Annotated in this window: 18 protein-coding genes; 12 read left to right on the top strand and 6 right to left on the bottom strand. The window is 67.3% G+C overall.

The window, feature by feature from the left end:
• The 4 genes from MKD38_RS26670 to gpmA form a co-directional block, all read right to left on the bottom strand.
• Positions 1-1,578: type VI secretion system Vgr family protein (locus MKD38_RS26670; protein ID WP_252681785.1), on the bottom strand; the 1,578-nt coding region annotated here is incomplete at its 3' end.
• Between the two features lie 295 nt (positions 1,579-1,873).
• Positions 1,874-2,671: a HesA/MoeB/ThiF family protein gene (locus MKD38_RS26665; protein ID WP_252681782.1), complete on the bottom strand. Its 798-nt coding sequence runs from the start codon at positions 2,669-2,671 to the stop codon at positions 1,874-1,876.
• 31 nt (positions 2,672-2,702) lie between these two features.
• Positions 2,703-4,310 carry a S41 family peptidase gene (locus MKD38_RS26660; protein ID WP_252681779.1) on the bottom strand — a complete coding sequence of 536 codons (1,608 nt, stop codon included), beginning with the start codon at positions 4,308-4,310 and terminating at the stop codon, positions 2,703-2,705.
• A 179-nt stretch (positions 4,311-4,489) separates the two neighbouring features.
• A complete protein-coding gene (gene gpmA, locus MKD38_RS26655; RefSeq protein ID WP_252681777.1) occupies positions 4,490-5,236 on the bottom strand; it encodes a 2,3-diphosphoglycerate-dependent phosphoglycerate mutase in 747 nt (248 codons plus the stop codon).
• 200 nt (positions 5,237-5,436) lie between these two features.
• Between gpmA and MKD38_RS26650 the strand changes: the two genes are divergently transcribed.
• The 5 genes from MKD38_RS26650 to MKD38_RS26630 all read left to right on the top strand — a co-directional run bounded on the left by MKD38_RS26650 (position 5,437) and on the right by MKD38_RS26630 (position 9,057).
• Positions 5,437-5,850: a rhodanese-like domain-containing protein gene (locus MKD38_RS26650; RefSeq protein WP_012351614.1), complete on the top strand. Its 414-nt coding sequence runs from the start codon at positions 5,437-5,439 to the stop codon at positions 5,848-5,850.
• Positions 5,851-5,928: 78 nt separating this feature from the next.
• A complete protein-coding gene (gene grxC, locus MKD38_RS26645) occupies positions 5,929-6,186 on the top strand; it encodes a glutaredoxin 3 (protein WP_115705686.1) in 258 nt (85 codons plus the stop codon).
• A 204-nt stretch (positions 6,187-6,390) separates the two neighbouring features.
• Positions 6,391-6,909 (top strand): protein-export chaperone SecB, encoded by a 519-nt coding sequence (secB, locus tag MKD38_RS26640; RefSeq protein ID WP_010814828.1) that lies wholly within the window; start codon positions 6,391-6,393, stop codon positions 6,907-6,909.
• A 114-nt stretch (positions 6,910-7,023) separates the two neighbouring features.
• A complete protein-coding gene (locus MKD38_RS26635; protein WP_252681774.1) occupies positions 7,024-8,040 on the top strand; it encodes an NAD(P)H-dependent glycerol-3-phosphate dehydrogenase in 1,017 nt (338 codons plus the stop codon).
• 39 nt (positions 8,041-8,079) lie between these two features.
• Complete coding sequence (locus tag MKD38_RS26630) at positions 8,080-9,057, top strand: Bug family tripartite tricarboxylate transporter substrate binding protein (RefSeq protein WP_252681772.1); 978 nt, start codon at positions 8,080-8,082, stop codon at positions 9,055-9,057.
• A 15-nt stretch (positions 9,058-9,072) separates the two neighbouring features.
• Here MKD38_RS26630 and trmL read toward each other — a convergent pair whose 3' ends face one another.
• Complete coding sequence (gene trmL, locus MKD38_RS26625; RefSeq protein WP_252681769.1) at positions 9,073-9,543, bottom strand: tRNA (uridine(34)/cytosine(34)/5-carboxymethylaminomethyluridine(34)-2'-O)-methyltransferase TrmL; 471 nt, start codon at positions 9,541-9,543, stop codon at positions 9,073-9,075.
• Between the two features lie 87 nt (positions 9,544-9,630).
• On the bottom strand, positions 9,631-10,488 hold the full coding sequence (locus tag MKD38_RS26620) for a ComF family protein (RefSeq protein ID WP_252681767.1): 858 nt from the start codon (positions 10,486-10,488) through the stop codon (positions 9,631-9,633).
• On the opposite strand from MKD38_RS26620, the gene MKD38_RS26615 reads away from it, so the two are divergent.
• The 7 genes from MKD38_RS26615 to MKD38_RS26585 all read left to right on the top strand — a co-directional run bounded on the left by MKD38_RS26615 (position 10,477) and on the right by MKD38_RS26585 (position 16,304).
• Positions 10,477-11,430 (top strand): methyltransferase domain-containing protein, encoded by a 954-nt coding sequence (locus MKD38_RS26615; protein WP_252681765.1) that lies wholly within the window; start codon positions 10,477-10,479, stop codon positions 11,428-11,430. The two genes, MKD38_RS26620 and MKD38_RS26615, sit on opposite strands and share 12 nt — an antisense overlap.
• 269 nt (positions 11,431-11,699) lie before the next feature.
• Positions 11,700-12,209, top strand: coding sequence for a DUF2244 domain-containing protein (locus MKD38_RS26610; protein ID WP_252681791.1), 510 nt, complete (start codon positions 11,700-11,702; stop codon positions 12,207-12,209).
• Between the two features lie 58 nt (positions 12,210-12,267).
• Complete coding sequence (gene coxB / locus MKD38_RS26605; protein WP_252681763.1) at positions 12,268-13,530, top strand: cytochrome c oxidase subunit II; 1,263 nt, start codon at positions 12,268-12,270, stop codon at positions 13,528-13,530.
• A gap of 38 nt (positions 13,531-13,568) precedes the next feature.
• Entirely contained in the window at positions 13,569-15,176 is a 1,608-nt protein-coding gene (ctaD, locus tag MKD38_RS26600) for a cytochrome c oxidase subunit I (RefSeq protein ID WP_018008672.1), read from the top strand.
• Between the two features lie 77 nt (positions 15,177-15,253).
• Positions 15,254-15,385, top strand: a complete 132-nt coding sequence (locus tag MKD38_RS26595; protein WP_217449847.1) for a cytochrome oxidase small assembly protein — start codon at positions 15,254-15,256, stop codon at positions 15,383-15,385.
• 17 nt (positions 15,386-15,402) lie between these two features.
• Positions 15,403-16,026: a cytochrome c oxidase assembly protein gene (locus MKD38_RS26590; RefSeq protein ID WP_252681761.1), complete on the top strand. Its 624-nt coding sequence runs from the start codon at positions 15,403-15,405 to the stop codon at positions 16,024-16,026.
• A gap of 53 nt (positions 16,027-16,079) precedes the next feature.
• Entirely contained in the window at positions 16,080-16,304 is a 225-nt protein-coding gene (locus MKD38_RS26585) for a DUF2970 domain-containing protein (RefSeq protein ID WP_252681759.1), read from the top strand.
• The last annotated feature ends 22 nt before the right edge of the window (positions 16,305-16,326 follow it).

Below are 16,326 nucleotides of genomic sequence, written 5' to 3'. Positions count from 1 at the left end.
GCCGATGCGTGGCAGCCATTGCCAGCCCATGTCGGTCCCGGCCTGGCGCTGCGCGACGCGGATCCAGCGGCTGCTGCGGTCGTCAACGCGCTCGCCGCGCTGCCAGGGAAAGCGCACGCGAATCTGTCCGGCCGGGCTGGCATGGTGTTCGGCATGGCCGTCCGGCTGCGTCTGCCCGTCGGGGCCGACCACGATCGCCGTGTGGGCGCCAAGCGGGGTAGAGTGGCTATAGAGACGCGGACAATCACCGTCCAGCACGGCGGCGCGCCATGGGCGACGCGCATCGAACGCTCGAAAGAGCGCTGCATAGCCGTGTTCCCGTGCGGCCGTCCGCAGGGATTCGGTCGGTACCAGGCGCTCGGCGTCGTCGTCGAAGAAGCTGTTCATCAAGCCGGCGGTGGTCGCCACGGCATCTGGAGCCGGCGGCGGCGTGTCGAAGCACAACGCCGCTTCCAGCGGTCCGATTCGGTCGGCAACCGCGGCGCGCGTTTCCACAGCGAGATTGTTGATGCCGCAATGCTCCACCGCATCGAGCAGCAGCGGATACCCCGCCGTATCGTCCGGTTGGGGCGGCAGGTGTGGGCAGCCGGTGACGGCCAGGCGAGTGCCGCTGCGCAGCGTGCGTACCGATGCGCTGCCGGTGAACACCAGCGCGCGGGCTTCGATGGCTTCCATCACCTGTTCGGCGACGCGCTGCGCGCTGGCCGTATCCGGCGCCAGCGACAGGCTGACTGAAAAATAGGGATCCGGGCTCACGGCTCGGCCTGAAAATACGCCGTAGCGCGCCGGCGCATGACCACGGATGGCGCGCTTGGCTTCGGGGTCCCAGGCGCTCACCGCCACACCGCCGACCGCGGCACGCGTCTCACAGATCAACTGCTGGATGGCGTCAGCCGATTCCTGGCTATGCGCGCGGTGATAGCGGATACCGCCGCCTGCCGCGGATTCGGGATCTTCCGGCAATTGCGTGCTGTCGGCGAAGATCACCACGGCATGGCCGAAGGGCGCTTCGTCGTCTTCCACCACGGTATATCCGAGACCGGCCTCGGCCAGCAGGCGCGACAGGAACTGATAGTCGGTCTCGCGGAATTGCGCGATGTGGTCGCGGTCGCCGAACGCGGCGATGCGGGCTTCGGCTCCGGCGGCGTAACGCCAGTGCGCATACGGCGCATAGTCCTGCAGAACAGCTTCGATGATGCTGTCGAGGCGGCGGTTCTGAAAGACCTGGCTGTGACGCTGCTGCGTGGTCAGCCACAGCCACGGCACCACGGTCAGGCGGTAACGCGCGAGGCTGCCGTCGGCACCAAGCTTCTCGGCCTGCCGGATCAGGCCGGTGCGGCGCGACTGGCCACCGGCGGCAAGCGTAGTCAGCAGCGTGACGCGCTGGCCCATCAATCTGTCCAGCGCGATCTCGGCATTGGCGCTGACCGTAACGATGCGCCATTCGAACAGGGCCGAGATGGCTTCGCGGCCGATCCAGGCTTCGACGGCCAGTTCGCGGATCGCACCGTCGCCTCCGAGTGCAAACAAGCGATGGGCCGCACTGAAGAGGTGCTGATAAAGGGTGGTTGCATCCATTCGCTTTCCGAACTCCCTGCGTCCATCGCTGTGGGCAGAGCCCTATTGGGACGCGCCGCCGCATCACGTCAACACATCGTGCCAGCAGAAGTGGCAAATATGTCAAAAATAATCAGACGTATTCTAGAGCCGTGCGCTAATGCCGCGCAGCGGAAAATTCTGCGTATGCAGCAGCCGCGCCAGCCGAATGCGCGATGGCCGTGCGGGCAGGGGATAGGAAGAAGCGAAAGATGGGTCGCGGCCATGCTGGCGCCTGTCAGCGCCGGCCGCATCGTTCAGTGATGGATTGCCGGGCTCAGTGCCCGCCGCACACCGGGCAATCCGGCGTGCGCGCCAGCCGCATGGTGGTCCATTCCATCGACAGCGCATTGACCATCAGCAGCCGGCCGGCGAGGCTGTCGCCCACGTCGGCAAGCAGCTTGAGGGCCTCGGCTGCCTGCACGGTGCCGACCATGCCGACCAGCGGCGCGAACACGCCCATGGTGGCGCACGCGACTTCCGGCGCGGGCTCGGCCGGCGGGAACAGGCAGGCGTAGCAGGGCGCGTCGGGCTGGCGGCGGTCGAATACGCTGATCTGGCCGTCGAAGCGCAGCGCGGCGCCGGAGACCAGCGGCACCTTGTGGCGCACGCAGGCGCGGTTGACGGCCTGGCGCGTGGCGAAGTTGTCGCAGCAGTCGAGCACCACGCTGGCCGACGCCACCAGCTGGTCCAGTTCGGCATCGCCCACGCGCGCCGGCACCGTGACGATGTCCAGGCCGGGGTTGATGCGCAGCATGCCTTCGCGGGCGGAGTCGACCTTGGGCCGGCCCACGTTGGCGGTGGTGTGGATGATCTGGCGCTGCAGGTTGGTCAGGTCGACCTCGTCGTTGTCGACCACGGTGATGCGGCCGACGCCGGCCGAGGCCAGGAATGGCAGGGCGGCGGCGCCGAGGCCGCCGGCACCGATCACCACGGCGTGGCCGGCCAGCAGGCGCCGCTGGCCTTCGATGCCCAGCTCGTCGAGCAGGATGTGGCGCGAATAGCGCAGCAGTTGTTCGTCGTCGAGGCCGTCGGACGTGTCGTCCTGCGGGCCTGTGTGGGTCGCGTCGCTCATGCCGGCAGCCTCACTGAAAGGCCTGTGGAATTTACGGTGCCTTGCCGGTCGGCGTGCCCAGCGGCTCGCCGATCGGCGCGCTGGCGGGCGGCTGCTTGCCGGGGGCCGGTGCCGCCGGCTTGGCGGCCGGTGCGCTGACGCCCTTGGCGCCGCTCTTGCCCGTGGGCTTGGCGGCCTTGCCGTTATCGGCCGGCGGGTTGGTCTCGAGCTTCGACTTCGAGCGCTTGACCGGCTGGCCGTTGAGCTGGGCGATCGCCTGCTGCAGCATGAAGTCGTCGGCCGAGCCGAATTCCACCGGCTTCTTGCGGCGCTCTTTTTCGCGCTCTTCCGGGGTCTTCTTGGCGTTCTCTTCTTCCAGGCGGCGCAGTTCCTCGACGCGGCGCTGCTCGCGCTCGGTCATTTCCGGTTCTTCCGATTCCTGCTTGTTGTGCAGATGGCGCTCGGTGTCGATCTCGCGCGTGATCAGCGCGTCGTCCGGGTCGCCTTCGGGGTTCTGGTCGACCGGGATATCGGGGCGGATGCCCTTGGCCTGGATCGACTTGCCGCTCGGCGTGTAGTAGTACGCGATGGTGAGCTTGATGCCGGTGTCGTTGGTGAGCGGGCGCACGGTCTGCACCGAGCCCTTGCCAAAGGTGGTCTTGCCCATGATCTGGGCGCGGTGGTGGTCCTGCAGCGCGCCGGCCACGATCTCGGAGGCCGAGGCGGAGTAGGCGTTGGTCAGCACCACCATCGGGATCTTCTTGTACAGCGCGGGCAGGTCCTTGAGCGGATCATCTTCCAGCGACGACAGGCGGTAGTTGTTGTACGTTGCCTTGTACACGCGCTTGGCATCGGGCACCTGGCCGTTGGTCGACACCACCGTGGCGTCTTCCGGCAGGAATGCCGCGGCCACGCCGACCGCGCCCTGCAGCACGCCGCCGCCGTTGTTGCGCAGGTCCAGCACCAGGCCCTTCATGTTGGGGTTCTTCTGCGCCAGCTCGGACAGCTTGCGCGACAAGTCGGAAATGGTGCGTTCCTGGAAGCTGGTCAGGCGGATCCAGCCGATATTGTTGTCCAGCATCTTGGCCTTGACCGACTGCACGCGGATTTCGGCGCGCGTGATCGAGACCGGGAAGGTGCGTTCCTCGCTCTTGCGGTAGATCGTCAGCGTGACCTTGGTGCCGGGCTCGCCGCGCATGCGCTTGACCGCCTGCTCCAGCGGCAGGCCGCGCACGGGCTTGTCGTCGATACGGGTGATCAGGTCGCCGGGCTGGATGCCGGCGCGGAAGGCGGGCGTGTCCTCGATCGGGTTGATCACCTTGACCAGCCCTTCTTCCTGCGAGATCTCGATGCCCAGGCCGGCAAAGCGCCCGCGCGTGCCTTCCTGCAGTTCCTTGAAATCCTTTTCGTCGAGGTAGGACGAATGCGGGTCGAGGCTGGCGACCATGCCCTTGATGGCTTCGGTCAGCAGCTTCTTGTCATCGACCGGCTCCACGTACTCGCGCTTGATCTGCCCGAAGATATCGGCCATCAGCCGCAACTGGTCCAGCGGCAGGGGCCCCGATGAATTCTGCGCGGTCGCCGAAATCTGCAGCGTGGCGAGCACGCCGGCGACGAGGCCGACAGAAACTAGGCTGATGTTCTTGAGCGTCTTGCGCATGAGGGCTGCCTGAACTTGTACGCGAAGTACGGGTGTACGGTAGGGGGATTATGCCGGCTGCGGCCGCCCGGCGCCGGGCGGTTTGTCCGACAGTATAAGTGCGAGTGGAGAAATGGGCCTGTCCCGTCCCGGCTCAGGGTGGGCGGCCGCACATCCCTGCGTGGCCGCCCGGGCGCGCTTCAGCGTGCCTTGCCCTGGCTGGCCACGGCCGCGAGCGAGGCGGCGATGGCTTCCTGGTCACCCAGGTAGTAGTGGCGCAGGGGGCGCAGGTCGGCGTCCAGCTCATAAACGAGGGGGGTGCCGTTGGGAATATTGAGTCCGACGATGTCGTCATCCGAAATCTGGTCCAGGTATTTCACCAGCGCGCGGATGCTGTTGCCATGGGCGGCAATGACCACGCGCTTGCCGGATTGGATGTCGGGGGCGATGGATTCGTTCCACAACGGCATTACGCGGGCCACGGTGTCCTTCAGGCACTCGGTCAGCGGGATTTCGTTGCGCGGCACATTGGCGTAGCGCGGATCGTCGTACGAGGCGCGGGGATCGGTCGGCTCCAGCGCCGGCGGCGGCGTGTCGTAGCTGCGGCGCCATACCAGCACTTGTTCGTCGCCGAACTTGGCAGCGGTCTCGGCCTTGTTCAGGCCAGCCAGCGCGCCGTAGTGGCGCTCGTTCAGGCGCCATTCGTTGCGCACCGGAATCCACATCAGGTCCATTTCATCCTGCACGTGCCACAGGGTGCGGATGGCGCGCTTGAGCACCGAGGTGTAGGCCACGTCGAAGCCAAGGCCGGCTTCCTTGAGCAGCTTGCCGGCCTGGCGTGCCTGGTCGGCGCCGGTTTCGGTCAGGTCGACGTCGACCCAGCCGGTAAAGCGGTTTTCGAGATTCCACGTGGATTCGCCGTGGCGGATGAGGACGAGCTTGTACATGCTGCTGCTTCCAGAGAGTAGGTAACCTGCATGCGTCCGCGCCGTCACCTGGAGGGCCGTGAAATGAGGCCAGGACGGGATTCGGTAAGCATCCCATGTCTCGGACAGGCGACAATGGCGGATGGCCGTGCAGCGGCAGGGCCTGGACGCCAAACCGCGTATTTTATAATGCCGCCGACCCAACCTACCGGAAAGCCAACGTGAATTTCTTCGCCGACTACAACAACCTCGCCCTGATCGCCCTCGCCGTGGTGTCGGGCGGCCTGCTGGCCTGGCCCGCGATCTCGCGCAGCGCGGGCGGCAAGTCGGTCAATACGGCCACCGCGACCCAACTGATCAACAAGCGCGGCGCCGTCGTGGTCGACATCCGCGAGCCCGCGGAGTACGCCAAGGGCCACCTGCCGCAGGCCAAGAGCGCGCCGCTGGCCGATCTGGCGTCGCGCGCGGCCGGGCTTGCAAAGGACAAGGCTGCCCCCATCATCGTGGTATGCCAGACCGGCCAGCGCTCGGGCAAGGCCCAGGCAGCGCTGAAGGAAGCCGGTTACAGTGAGATCTACGCGCTCGAGGGCGGCATTGCCGCCTGGCAGCAGGCGGGCCTGCCGCTGGTGAAGTAAGCGGGGCAACCCGTCGTAACCGTCACGGCGTGTCCCGGCCAGGCCAGGGCGCGCCCATTGCATTCAAGGAGAACCCACATGGCCCGCGTCGTCATGTACAGCACCGTGGTGTGCCCGTATTGCGTCATGGCTGAACGCCTGCTCAAGTCCCGCGGCGTGGAAACGATCGAGAAAATCCTGATCGACCGCGAACCGGGCAAGCGTGAAGAGATGATGACCCGCACCGGCCGCCGCACCGTGCCGCAGATCTACATCGACGACACCCACGTGGGCGGCTTCGACGACCTCTCGGCGCTCGACCGCCAGGGCGGCCTGGTGCCGCTGCTGGCCGCCTGAGCGGGCGCATTGGGACGGCCCCTGCGCAGAATCGTCTGATTTCGCGCGGGGTGGTGCCGGCATCCCCTCCGGCGCGGGTGAATTCGCCACTCGCGTCATGTACCATATGCGTTTTCCAACCGGGCAACGGCCGGCCCTGCACGATGCAGGCGCTGTCGCCGCCGTGCCTGACACGCATCCAGCCCATCCTCCCGGAAGCCTTTCATGAGCGACCAGCAAAACACCCAGCAGGACGATCAACCTTTCTTCAACATCCAGCGTGTCTACCTGAAGGACATGTCGCTGGAGCAGCCCAACTCGCCCGGCATCTTCCTGGAATCGGAAGCCCCGTCGGTGGAAGTGCAGGTCAATGTCGGCGCTTCGCAGCTGCAGGAAGGCATCTTCGAAGTGGTGGTGACCGGCACCGTGACGACCAAGGTGCAGGACAAGGTTGCCTTCCTGGTCGAGGCGCACCAGGCCGGTATCTTCGATATCCGCAACGTGCCGGTCGAGCAGCTCGATCCGCTGCTGGGCATTGCCTGCCCCACCATCCTCTATCCGTACCTGCGCGGCAATATCGCCGACGTGATCACGCGCGCCGGCTTCCAGGCCATCCACCTGTCGGAAATCAACTTCCAGGCGCTGTACGAGCAACGCCTGCAGGCCGCGATGGAAGAAGCCCAGGGTGCCGAAGGCGGCAACAGCGGCATCGTCATGCCCGACGGCAGCCAGGCTCGCCACTGATCCCGGCGTCCTGCGCCATCCACTGAAACGGGGCTGCGGCCCCGTTTTGCCTTTGGGCTACCATCGTTGGCGCAAGCGGCCAAAGCGCTTGCGCCAACTACTGTTCGAGCTGCCATGAAACTGACCTTCCTCGGTGCCGGGGCGTGGGGCACCGCCCTCGCCAGCCATGCCGCGGCCACCAATGACGTGGTGTTGTGGGGACGCGACCCGGCGCAGCTCGCGGCGCTCGCGGCCACGCGCGAGAACGCGGCCTACCTGCCCGGCGTGACACTGTCCGAACGGCTGGCGGTGCAGGCGGATTTCGAGCAGGCGGTCGCGCACGCCGCCGACGATGCGGACGGCATCGTGGTGGTGGCGACGCCGGTGGCGGGCCTGCGCGAGATGACGCGCCGGCTGGCGGCGCGCAGCGCGCAGCCGGTGTCGATGCTGTGGCTGTGCAAGGGCTTCGAGGCCGGCACCCACCTGCTGCCGCACCAGATGGTGCGGGCCGAACTCGACGCCGCCGGGCGCACCGAGGGCTTTGCCTATGGCGTGCTGACCGGCCCCAGCTTTGCCCGCGAGGTGGCGCTGGGGCTGCCGTGCGCGCTGACCGTGGCCGGCACCGAGCCCTCGCTGGCGGACCGCGCGCAAGCTGCCTTCCACCATCACGCCATGCGCATCTATGGCAGCGACGACCTGACCGGCGTGGAAGTCGGCGGGGCGGTCAAGAACGTGCTGGCGATCGCCACCGGCGCCAGCGACGGGCTGGGGCTGGGCCTGAACGCGCGCGCCGCGCTGGTGACGCGCGGGCTGGCCGAGATGACGCGACTGGGCCTGGCGCTGGGCGGCCGGGTCGAGACCTTCATGGGCCTGGCCGGCGTCGGCGACCTGATCCTGACCGCTACCGGCGACCTGTCGCGCAACCGCAAGGTCGGCCAGCAGCTGGCGGCGGGGCAGAGCCTGGAGCAGATCCTGGCCGGCCTGGGACACGTTGCCGAAGGCGTGCGCTGTGCCCAGGCGGTGGCCGAGCTGGCCGCCACGCACGGCATCGAAATGCCGATCGCGCGCGCCGTCTGCGCGGTGCTGTTCGACGGCCTCAGCGCCGCCGACGCAGTAGCGCAGCTGCTGCAACGCGACGCGCGCGACGAATGACAGGCCGCGTATCCACTGATTCCTGAGCTTCTGCATCGCATGTCAACACGACGCCAGGCGCTGATCGCGCTCGCTGCCGCCTGCGCCGCCGGGGCCTCCGGCAGCGCTTTCGCCCAACCCTGGCCGGCGCGGCCGCTGCGCATGGTGGTGCCGTTCCCGCCGGGCTCGTCGCCCGACCTGATCGCGCGCATCCTGACCGAAAAGCTGGCCACGGCGCTGGGCCAGCCGGTGGTGGTGGAAAACCGCCCGGGCGCCGGCGGCAACATCGGCACCGGCATGGTGGCGCGCGCCGCGCCGGACGGCTACACGCTGCTGTTCACCATCAACGGCCCGCTGGTGACCGCGCCCACGCTGTCGCGCAACCTCAACTATGACCCGTTCCGCCAGCTGGCCCCGGTCACGCTGGTGGCGACCTCGCCCAACGTGCTGGTGGTGGATGCGCGGCTGCCGGTGCACAACCTGCGCGAGTTCGTCGCGCTGGCGCGGTCCCGGGCGGGTGAGCTGAACTATGGCTCGCCCGGCAACGGCAGCGCCTCGCACCTGGCGATGGAGCAGCTGAAGGCGATGGCGGGCGTCGAGCTGCAGCACGTGCCGTATCCCGGCTTTCCGCAGGTCACCACGGCGATGGTCGGCGGTCAGGTGCAGGCGGCCTTCATGGTGCCCGCGATCGCGATGCCGCAGGTCAATGCCGGCAAGCTGCGCATGCTGGCTGTGACCACCACGGGGCGCACCGCGGTGCTGCCATCGGTGCCTACGGTGGCGGAGTCCGGCTATCCCGGCTTCGAGGCGATTTCGTGGCAGGCCGTGCTGGCGCCAGCGGGCACGCCGCAGGCGGTGATCGACCGGCTCTATCGCGAACTGGTGGCGATCATCGGTAGCGCCGACGTGCGCGACAAGATGCGCGCGCAGTATTTCGTGCCGGCCGGCACCGCGCCGGCATCGCTGCGGCAGACCATGGCGAGCGAGAAGGCGCGTTGGGACAAGGTGATCCGCGCCGCCGGCGTGCAGCCTGAGTAAGCCGCCGCGGCAGCTTCAGCTGCCGCCCGCGAAGCCGTTCTGCCGCCAGGCCTCGAACACCACCACGGCAACCGTGTTGGACAGGTTCAGGCTGCGGTTGTCCGGCCGCATCGGCAGCCGGATGCGCTGCGCGGGCGGGAACCACTCGCGGCGCTCGGGCGACAGTCCGCGCGTCTCGGAGCCGAACACGAACCAGTCGCCCGGCCGGAACGCCACTTGTCCGAATGGTGTGGAGCCGCGCGTGGTCAGGGCGAACATGCGCGCCGGATCCGGTTGTTCGCTGGCCATCAGCGCATCCCAGCTGTCGTGCACGCGCATGGTGGCGTACTCGTGATAGTCCAGCCCAGCGCGGCGCATGCGTGCGTCCTCCAGCGGAAATCCCAGCGGTTTGACCAGGTGCAGCTGCGCGCCGGTGTTGGCACACAGGCGGATCACATTGCCGGTATTGGGCGGGATTTCCGGTTCGACCAGGACGACATTGAACATGATGCGGGGCGATGGCGGGCGCTCGCGCGCCCTTCGTCAGAACGGTGCGCAGCTTACCGCGCGCCTTTGCCCCTGTCATCCCGCCCGCTAAGGCGTGCGCAGCGCGACGATCACGCTGACCCGGGCTGCGCCCTGTGCCTTGAGCACGGCGGCGGCCTCGTGCAGGGTTGCGCCGGAAGTCATGACATCGTCCACCAGCGCCACGTGCAGGCCGTCCAGGCGCGTGGCGCGAGTGGGGGCAAAGGCGCCGCGCAGGTTGACCTGGCGCGCGGCCAGGTCCAGCGCGCGCTGGCTGCCGGTGTCGCGCTGGCGTTGCAGCAGCACCGGGTCGGCGCGCAGGCCCAGGCGGCGCGCCAGCGGCCGCGCGATTTCCCACGCCTGGTTGAAGCCGCGCGCGGCCAGCCGTTGCGGCGACAGCGGCACGGGGACGATCAGCTCCGGCGCGGCATGCCTGGCTGCGGCCCAGGCCGTGGGCAGGCCCTCGGCCAGCCTGGAGGCGAGCCACGCCGCCAGCGGCAGGGCGTGGCCGAACTTGAGCGCCAGCACCAGCTGGTCCTGCGGCGAGGCGTAGTCGCCCAGCGCATGGGCGTGGTCGAAGGCCCGGGGCGAGGCGCCGCAGGCCGGGCAGTGGAAATGCCGGCCCAGCGCCAACGCGCACACCGGGCAGCGCCGCACCGGGCGCAGCAGGTCGGCGGCGCAGGGCGCGCACACCACCTGCCGCTGCACCGCCCCGCACAGCGCGCAGGCGCTGGGCAACAACTGTTCGCACGCACTGGACCAGGCGCGGCCGGCAGCGCCGGCAGCTTGCGCGGCGCGCGCGTATACTTGCCGTCCGGTCGCGGCCCATCGGGCGCGGCGGCCTTGTTCGTCCGGCGCCTGGGGCAGAGCCTGCCCGCGCGCCGGTTCCTGTTTTCCTTGCTGCCCTGTCTGCCTGTGTCCCTGCATGCCGCCGATTCTCCCGATGCCTTCCTGCCGCCCGCGCGCCTGACCCGGCTCGCCTTCGACCGGCGCAGCCGCGGCTTCGGCCAGCTCGATTTCCTGCTGGGCGAGATCGGCCGCCGCATGCAGGAGCGCATGGAGGTGATCCGCCTGGCGCCGCAGCGTGCGCTCGATATCGGCTGCGGCCACGGCCAAGGCCTGGCCGGGCTGCGCGCGCGCTTTCCAGATGCGCAGATCGCGGGCCTGGACATCTCCGGCGCGATGCTGGCCGAGGCCGGCCAGCGCGATCCGCAGCGCCGGCCCGGCTGGATCGGCCGCATGCTGGGCAAGCGGCCGCTGTTCGACCTGGTCCAGGGCGATCTTGCCACACTGCCTTTTGCGCCCGCGAGCTTCGACCTGCTGTGGTCCAACCTGGCCCTGCACTGGCATCCGGAGCCGCACCGCGTGTTCCCGGAGTGGCACCGGGTGGCGCGCGACGAAGCGCTGGTGCTGTTCTCGCTGTTCGGTCCGGACACCCTGAAGGAACTGCGCGCGGCCTTCGCCGAGGTCGACGACGCGCCCCATACGTTGCGCTTTGTCGACATGCACGACATCGGCGACATGCTGGTGCACAGCGGCTGGTCGACTCCCGTGATGGACATGGAGACCCTGACCGTGACCTACGAGTCGCCCGCCGCGCTGCTGCGCGAGGTGCAGGCCTTCGGCGGCCTGCGCGTGCCTGCGGGGGCACCGCCGCAGGGCCTGCGCGGCCGCGGCTGGTACCAAGCGCTGACGCAGGCGCTGGAGCGGCGGCGCAACGCCGACGGGGTGATCCCGCTGAGCTTCGAGATCGTCTACGGCCATGCCTGGAAGCTGGCGCCGCGCGGCGCTCAGGCGCGCGATGGCGAAGGCCGCGCGGTGGTGCCGCTGGATCAGATCAGCCGTGCAAAACCGCGTCGCGCAGGTTAAAACTGAGTTAACTTGCGCCGGTGGCGGATTGCCGCAAACATAGAGCCGGCGCGGCGGGCAGGGCGATGGCAGCATTTCGGTCCATGCACAGAATCAGGCGGCGCGCAAGCCTTGCGGTCAAGTCGCGCCCTTGTCCGTGTATGGGAAGCGCCCTATAATGCGCCAGTTTGTCGCAGTGGTCCCCTGGCACAAGAACGTCCTGGTTTGCACGCACTGTGCGGTCCGGACGCCATCGTCCCGGGTGTGCATCCGATGCAGAGTGGTTGGCGATGCAAGACTTGGGTATCGCATTCCAGACGGCAGGTGGTGACTCCGGCGGAAATCTCGACGGACCTTCCTCCTCGCCCCACGACTGGCTGATGAAGCGGAACTGCTCGCTGAGTCCACGCCAGGTCGGCTGGTTTTACCTCTCGATCCTCACGGTTTCGCTTGCCATCGCGTTGTTTTTCGCCTGGCAAGGGTCGTGGCTCGTGCTGCCGTTTGCCAGCATCGAGCTGATCGGGCTGGGCATCGCCCTGCTTGTGTATGCGCGCCATGCGACGGACTATGAGCGCGTCAGCATCACCGACGGTACGCTGGTCGTGGAGACAGCCAGCGCCGGACGGGTGACGCGCCAGGAATTCAATCCGTGCTGGGTGCGGATCGAACTGGGTGAATCGTTCCGTGCGCTGGTGACGCTGCGCTCGGGCAGGTGCGCGGTACAGGTGGGGTGTTACGTGGACCCGTACCGGCGACGCAAGTTCGCGCAGGAGCTCGCAGCTGCCTTGCGCCGCCTCTGAGAGGCGGCGGAAGCGGCGGCGGGGACAGATTTGAATCTGTAAATTGGGTAGATAACAAATGAAAATGTGGAAGAAGGCATCCGCAGTTTGTCTGGCCGGCGCGTCCCTGCTTGCCAGCCAGGCGGCGTCCGCGGTCAGCGACATGCCGGGCGGCCCCGCCGTGCGCCAGCTCAACCTGACCGAGCCGGTTACCAAGATCGCCGAACAGATTCACTGGCTGAACTGGATGATGCTGATCATCTGCACAGTGATCTTCATCGCGGTGTTCGCCGTGATGTTTTATTCCATCTTCACGCACCGCAAGGCCAAGGGCGCCAAGCCCGCCTCCTTCCACGAGAGCATCACCGTCGAGGTGGTGTGGACCATCGTCCCGTTCCTGATCGTGATCGCGATGGCGCTGCCGGCCACCAAGACCGTGGTCGCGATGAAGGACACCACCAACTCCGACGTCACCATCAAGGCCACCGGCTACCAGTGGAAGTGGGGCTATGACTACCTGAAGGGCGAAGGCGAGGGCATCTCCTTCGTGTCGACCCTGACCACCCCGCGCGAGCAGATCAACAACGAGCAGGCCAAGTCGAACACCTACCTGATGGAGGTGGACAACGAGCTAGTGGTGCCGGTCAACAAGAAGATCCGCATCGTCACCACCGCCAACGACGTGATCCACGCCTGGATGATCCCCGCCTTCGGCGTCAAGCAGGATGCGATCCCGGGCTTCGTGCGCGACACCTGGTTCAAGGCCGAGAAGATCGGCGTGTACCGCGGCCAGTGCGCCGAGCTGTGCGGCAAGGAACACGCCTTCATGCCGATCGTGGTGCGCGTGGTCTCCGACGCAGACTACACCAAGTGGGTCGACGGCAAGAAAAAGGAGCTGGCGGCCAAGGCCGACGATCCCAACAAGACCTGGACCCTGGACGAAGCCAAGGTGCGCGGCGAGAAGATCTACGCCGCCAACTGCGCGGTCTGCCACCAGCCCAACGGCAAGGGCGGCGGCGCGTTCCCGGCGCTGGACGGCTCCAAGATCGTGAACGGCCCGAAGGCCGGCCAGATGCACATGCTGCTGGAAGGCAAGGGTGGCATGCCGTCGTGGAAGCAGCTGTCGGACACCGAGCTGGCCACGGTCATGACCTATACGCGCAACGCCTGGAGCAACAAGACGGGTGAAGTGATCCAGCCGAGCGAATTCGTGGGCGCCCGCGCGGGCAAGTTCCCCGAAGGCGGCGGCGCGGCCGGCGGCGAAGCGCCGAAGGCCGAAGCCAAGCCGGCCGCTCAGGCTGACAAGCAGGCCAGCCTCGCGGGCAACCGCGTCGCGGGCTGACCCGCTGAAGACAGAACAGGATTAGAGGAGCATTTGCGATGAGTACTGCTACCCCGGACGCACTCGCCCATCCGCACGATCACGCGCATGACGACCACGCGCACGATCACCCGCATGGCTGGCGCCGCTGGCTGTTCGCCACCAACCACAAGGACATCGGTACGCTGTACCTGCTGTTCTCGTTCATCATGCTGCTGTCGGGCGGCGTGCTGGCACTGCTGATCCGCCTGGAGCTGTTCGAGCCGGGCCTGCAGTTCTTCCGCCCCGAGCTGTTCAACCAGTTCACCACCATGCACGGCCTGGTGATGGTGTTCGGCGCGATCATGCCGGCCTTCGTCGGCTTCGCCAACTGGATGATCCCGCTGCAGATCGGCGCCTCCGACATGGCGTTCGCGCGCATGAACAACTTCAGCTTCTGGCTGATGCCGCCTGCCGCGCTGCTGCTGGCCGGTTCGTTCTTCGTGCCGGGCGGCGCCACCGCCGCGGGCTGGACCCTGTACGCGCCGCTGTCGGTGCAGATGGGCCCGGGCATGGACATGGCCATTTTCGCCATGCACATCATGGGCGCGTCGTCGATCATGGGCTCGATCAACATCATCGTGACCATCCTCAACATGCGCGCCCCCGGCATGACGCTGATGAAGATGCCGATGTTCTGCTGGACCTGGCTGATCACCGCCTACCTGCTGATCGCCGTGATGCCGGTGCTGGCCGGCGCCATCACCATGGTGCTGACCGACCGCCACTTCGGCACCAGCTTCTTCTCGGCCGCCGGCGGCGGCGACCCGGTGATGTACCAGCATATCTTCTGGTTCTTCGGCCACCCCGAGGTCTACATCATGATCCTGCCGGCGTTCGGGATCATCTCGCACGTGGTGCCGGCGTTCGCGCGCAAGCGCCTGTTCGGCTACAGCTCGATGGTGTACGCCACCGCCTCGATCGCCATCCTGTCGTTCATCGTGTGGGCCCACCACATGTTCACGACCGGCATGCCGGTGACCGGCCAGCTGTTCTTCATGTACGCGACCATGCTGATCGCGGTGCCGACCGCGGTGAAGATCTTCAACTGGATCGCCACCATGTGGCGCGGCTCGATGACCTTCGAGACCCCGATGCTGTTCGCGATCGGCTTTATCTTCGTGTTCACCATCGGCGGCTTCACCGGCCTGATGCCGGCCGTGGCCCCGATCGACATCCAGCTGCAGGACACCTACTTCATCGTGGCGCACTTCCACTATGTGTTGGTGGCCGGCTCGCTGTTCGCGCTGTTCGCGGGCTTCTACTACTGGGGTCCGAAGTGGAGCGGGTTCATGTACAACGAGGCTCGCGGCCAGATCCACTTCTGGGGTTCGCTGATCTTCTTCAACGTGACCTTCTTCCCGATGCACTTCCTGGGCCTGGCGGGCATGCCGCGCCGCTATGCCGACTACCCGACCCAGTTCGCCGACTTCAACGCGATCGCGTCGATCGGTGCGCTCGGCTTCGGCCTGATGCAGGTGTATTTCTTCTTCTTCGTGGTGCTGCCGTCGTACCGCGGCGGCCAGCAAGCCTCGGACAAGCCCTGGGATGGCGCCGAGGGCCTGGAGTGGACCGTGCCGTCGCCGGCGCCGTTCCACACCTTTGAAGTTCCGCCGCAGGTCCGCTAACGCGGCACCCGCGTAACCAGGCCGCGAAAGGGGCGGCAGCGTCCGCCCCTTTCGCGCCGGCAGGTATCAAGACCGTTATGCAGTCTCCAGACAAAAGCCCGTCACGCCCGGACCACAAGGCCGCCAACCGGCGCCTTGGCCTGATCCTGTTGTCGATCGTGGTGGTTTTCTTTCTGGGGTTCTTTGCCAAGATGAAGTTCCTTGGCTGAGGCGGCAGGGTAGCGAGATGAGCATCGAGCAGCAGTCGGGCAGGGAAGCGAACAAGGAAGCGGACAAGCGGTTCAACCGCGGCATGATGCTGCGGCTGGTCGTGATCGTTGCCGTGATGTTCGGCTTCGGCTACGCGCTGGTGCCGCTGTACAAGAAGATCTGCGAGATCACCGGCATCAACGTGATCACCACGCGCGAGCTGCACGGCGCGGTCAAGAACACGCAGATCGACAAGAGCCGCACCATCACGGTGGAGTTCGACTCCAACGCGCGCGGGCCCTTCGCCTTCCGGCCGGTGAAGAACAGCATGGAAGTGCATCCCGGCGAGATGGCAACGATCGTCTACGAGGTGGCCAACGGGCAGCCGCGCGATATCTCGGCGCAGGCCATCCCGAGCTACGCGCCCAAGCAGGCGACCCAGTATTTCATGAAGCTGGAGTGCTTCTGCTTCAAGCAGCAGACGCTCAAGGCGAACGAGGCGCGCGAGATGCCGGTGGTGTTCGTGATCGATCCCGCGCTGCCCAAGGATGTGAAGAGCATTACGCTGTCGTACACCTTCTTCGAGGTGGGCACGCCGGTGGCGCAGGCGCCCGAAGGCCAGCTGGCGCCGCAGCCCGCGCCGGCCGGCAAGGGCATCTGAAGCGAGCGGCTGGTGAGCGGCTGGCAAGCGGCCGGTCAGGCGGAGGACGGGCGATGGATGAGATGAAGGACGCGGTCAAGCGCAAGATGTCGTTTGCGCAGACCATGCGCGCGGTGCTGTGGTCGTTCATCGGCCTGCGCAAGGGCGCCGAGCACGAACGCGACATGGCGCGGCTGAACCCGGTGCATGTGGTGATCGCCGGGCTGATCGCGGCGGCAGTGTTCATCGCGATCCTGGTGGTGATCGTGCGCATGGTGGTGAGCCAGGCGGCGGCGTAGCAGGGCAGGAAGGGAAGACAAC

This window comes from Cupriavidus sp. WGlv3 (assembly GCF_023952475.1).
GTDB classification, from domain to species: Bacteria; Pseudomonadota; Gammaproteobacteria; order Burkholderiales; family Burkholderiaceae; genus Cupriavidus; species Cupriavidus phytorum.
Note: the sequence above shows the minus strand (reverse complement) of the source record. Positions and strands in the feature narration are given on the sequence as shown.

Coding starts and splice junctions, on each gene's coding strand:
- MKD38_RS26665 (WP_252681782.1), bottom strand. CDS start 2,671: ATGAGCGACGCGACCCACACAGGCCCGCAGGACGACACGTCCGACGGC.
- MKD38_RS26660 (WP_252681779.1), bottom strand. CDS start 4,310: ATGCGCAAGACGCTCAAGAACATCAGCCTAGTTTCTGTCGGCCTCGTC.
- gpmA (WP_252681777.1), bottom strand. CDS start 5,236: ATGTACAAGCTCGTCCTCATCCGCCACGGCGAATCCACGTGGAATCTC.
- grxC (WP_115705686.1), top strand. CDS start 5,929: ATGGCCCGCGTCGTCATGTACAGCACCGTGGTGTGCCCGTATTGCGTC.
- secB (WP_010814828.1), top strand. CDS start 6,391: ATGAGCGACCAGCAAAACACCCAGCAGGACGATCAACCTTTCTTCAAC.
- MKD38_RS26635 (WP_252681774.1), top strand. CDS start 7,024: ATGAAACTGACCTTCCTCGGTGCCGGGGCGTGGGGCACCGCCCTCGCC.
- MKD38_RS26630 (WP_252681772.1), top strand. CDS start 8,080: ATGTCAACACGACGCCAGGCGCTGATCGCGCTCGCTGCCGCCTGCGCC.
- trmL (WP_252681769.1), bottom strand. CDS start 9,543: ATGTTCAATGTCGTCCTGGTCGAACCGGAAATCCCGCCCAATACCGGC.
- MKD38_RS26620 (WP_252681767.1), bottom strand. CDS start 10,488: ATGCAGGGACACAGGCAGACAGGGCAGCAAGGAAAACAGGAACCGGCG.
- MKD38_RS26610 (WP_252681791.1), top strand. CDS start 11,700: ATGCAAGACTTGGGTATCGCATTCCAGACGGCAGGTGGTGACTCCGGC.
- coxB (WP_252681763.1), top strand. CDS start 12,268: ATGAAAATGTGGAAGAAGGCATCCGCAGTTTGTCTGGCCGGCGCGTCC.
- ctaD (WP_018008672.1), top strand. CDS start 13,569: ATGAGTACTGCTACCCCGGACGCACTCGCCCATCCGCACGATCACGCG.
- MKD38_RS26595 (WP_217449847.1), top strand. CDS start 15,254: ATGCAGTCTCCAGACAAAAGCCCGTCACGCCCGGACCACAAGGCCGCC.
- MKD38_RS26590 (WP_252681761.1), top strand. CDS start 15,403: ATGAGCATCGAGCAGCAGTCGGGCAGGGAAGCGAACAAGGAAGCGGAC.
- MKD38_RS26585 (WP_252681759.1), top strand. CDS start 16,080: ATGGATGAGATGAAGGACGCGGTCAAGCGCAAGATGTCGTTTGCGCAG.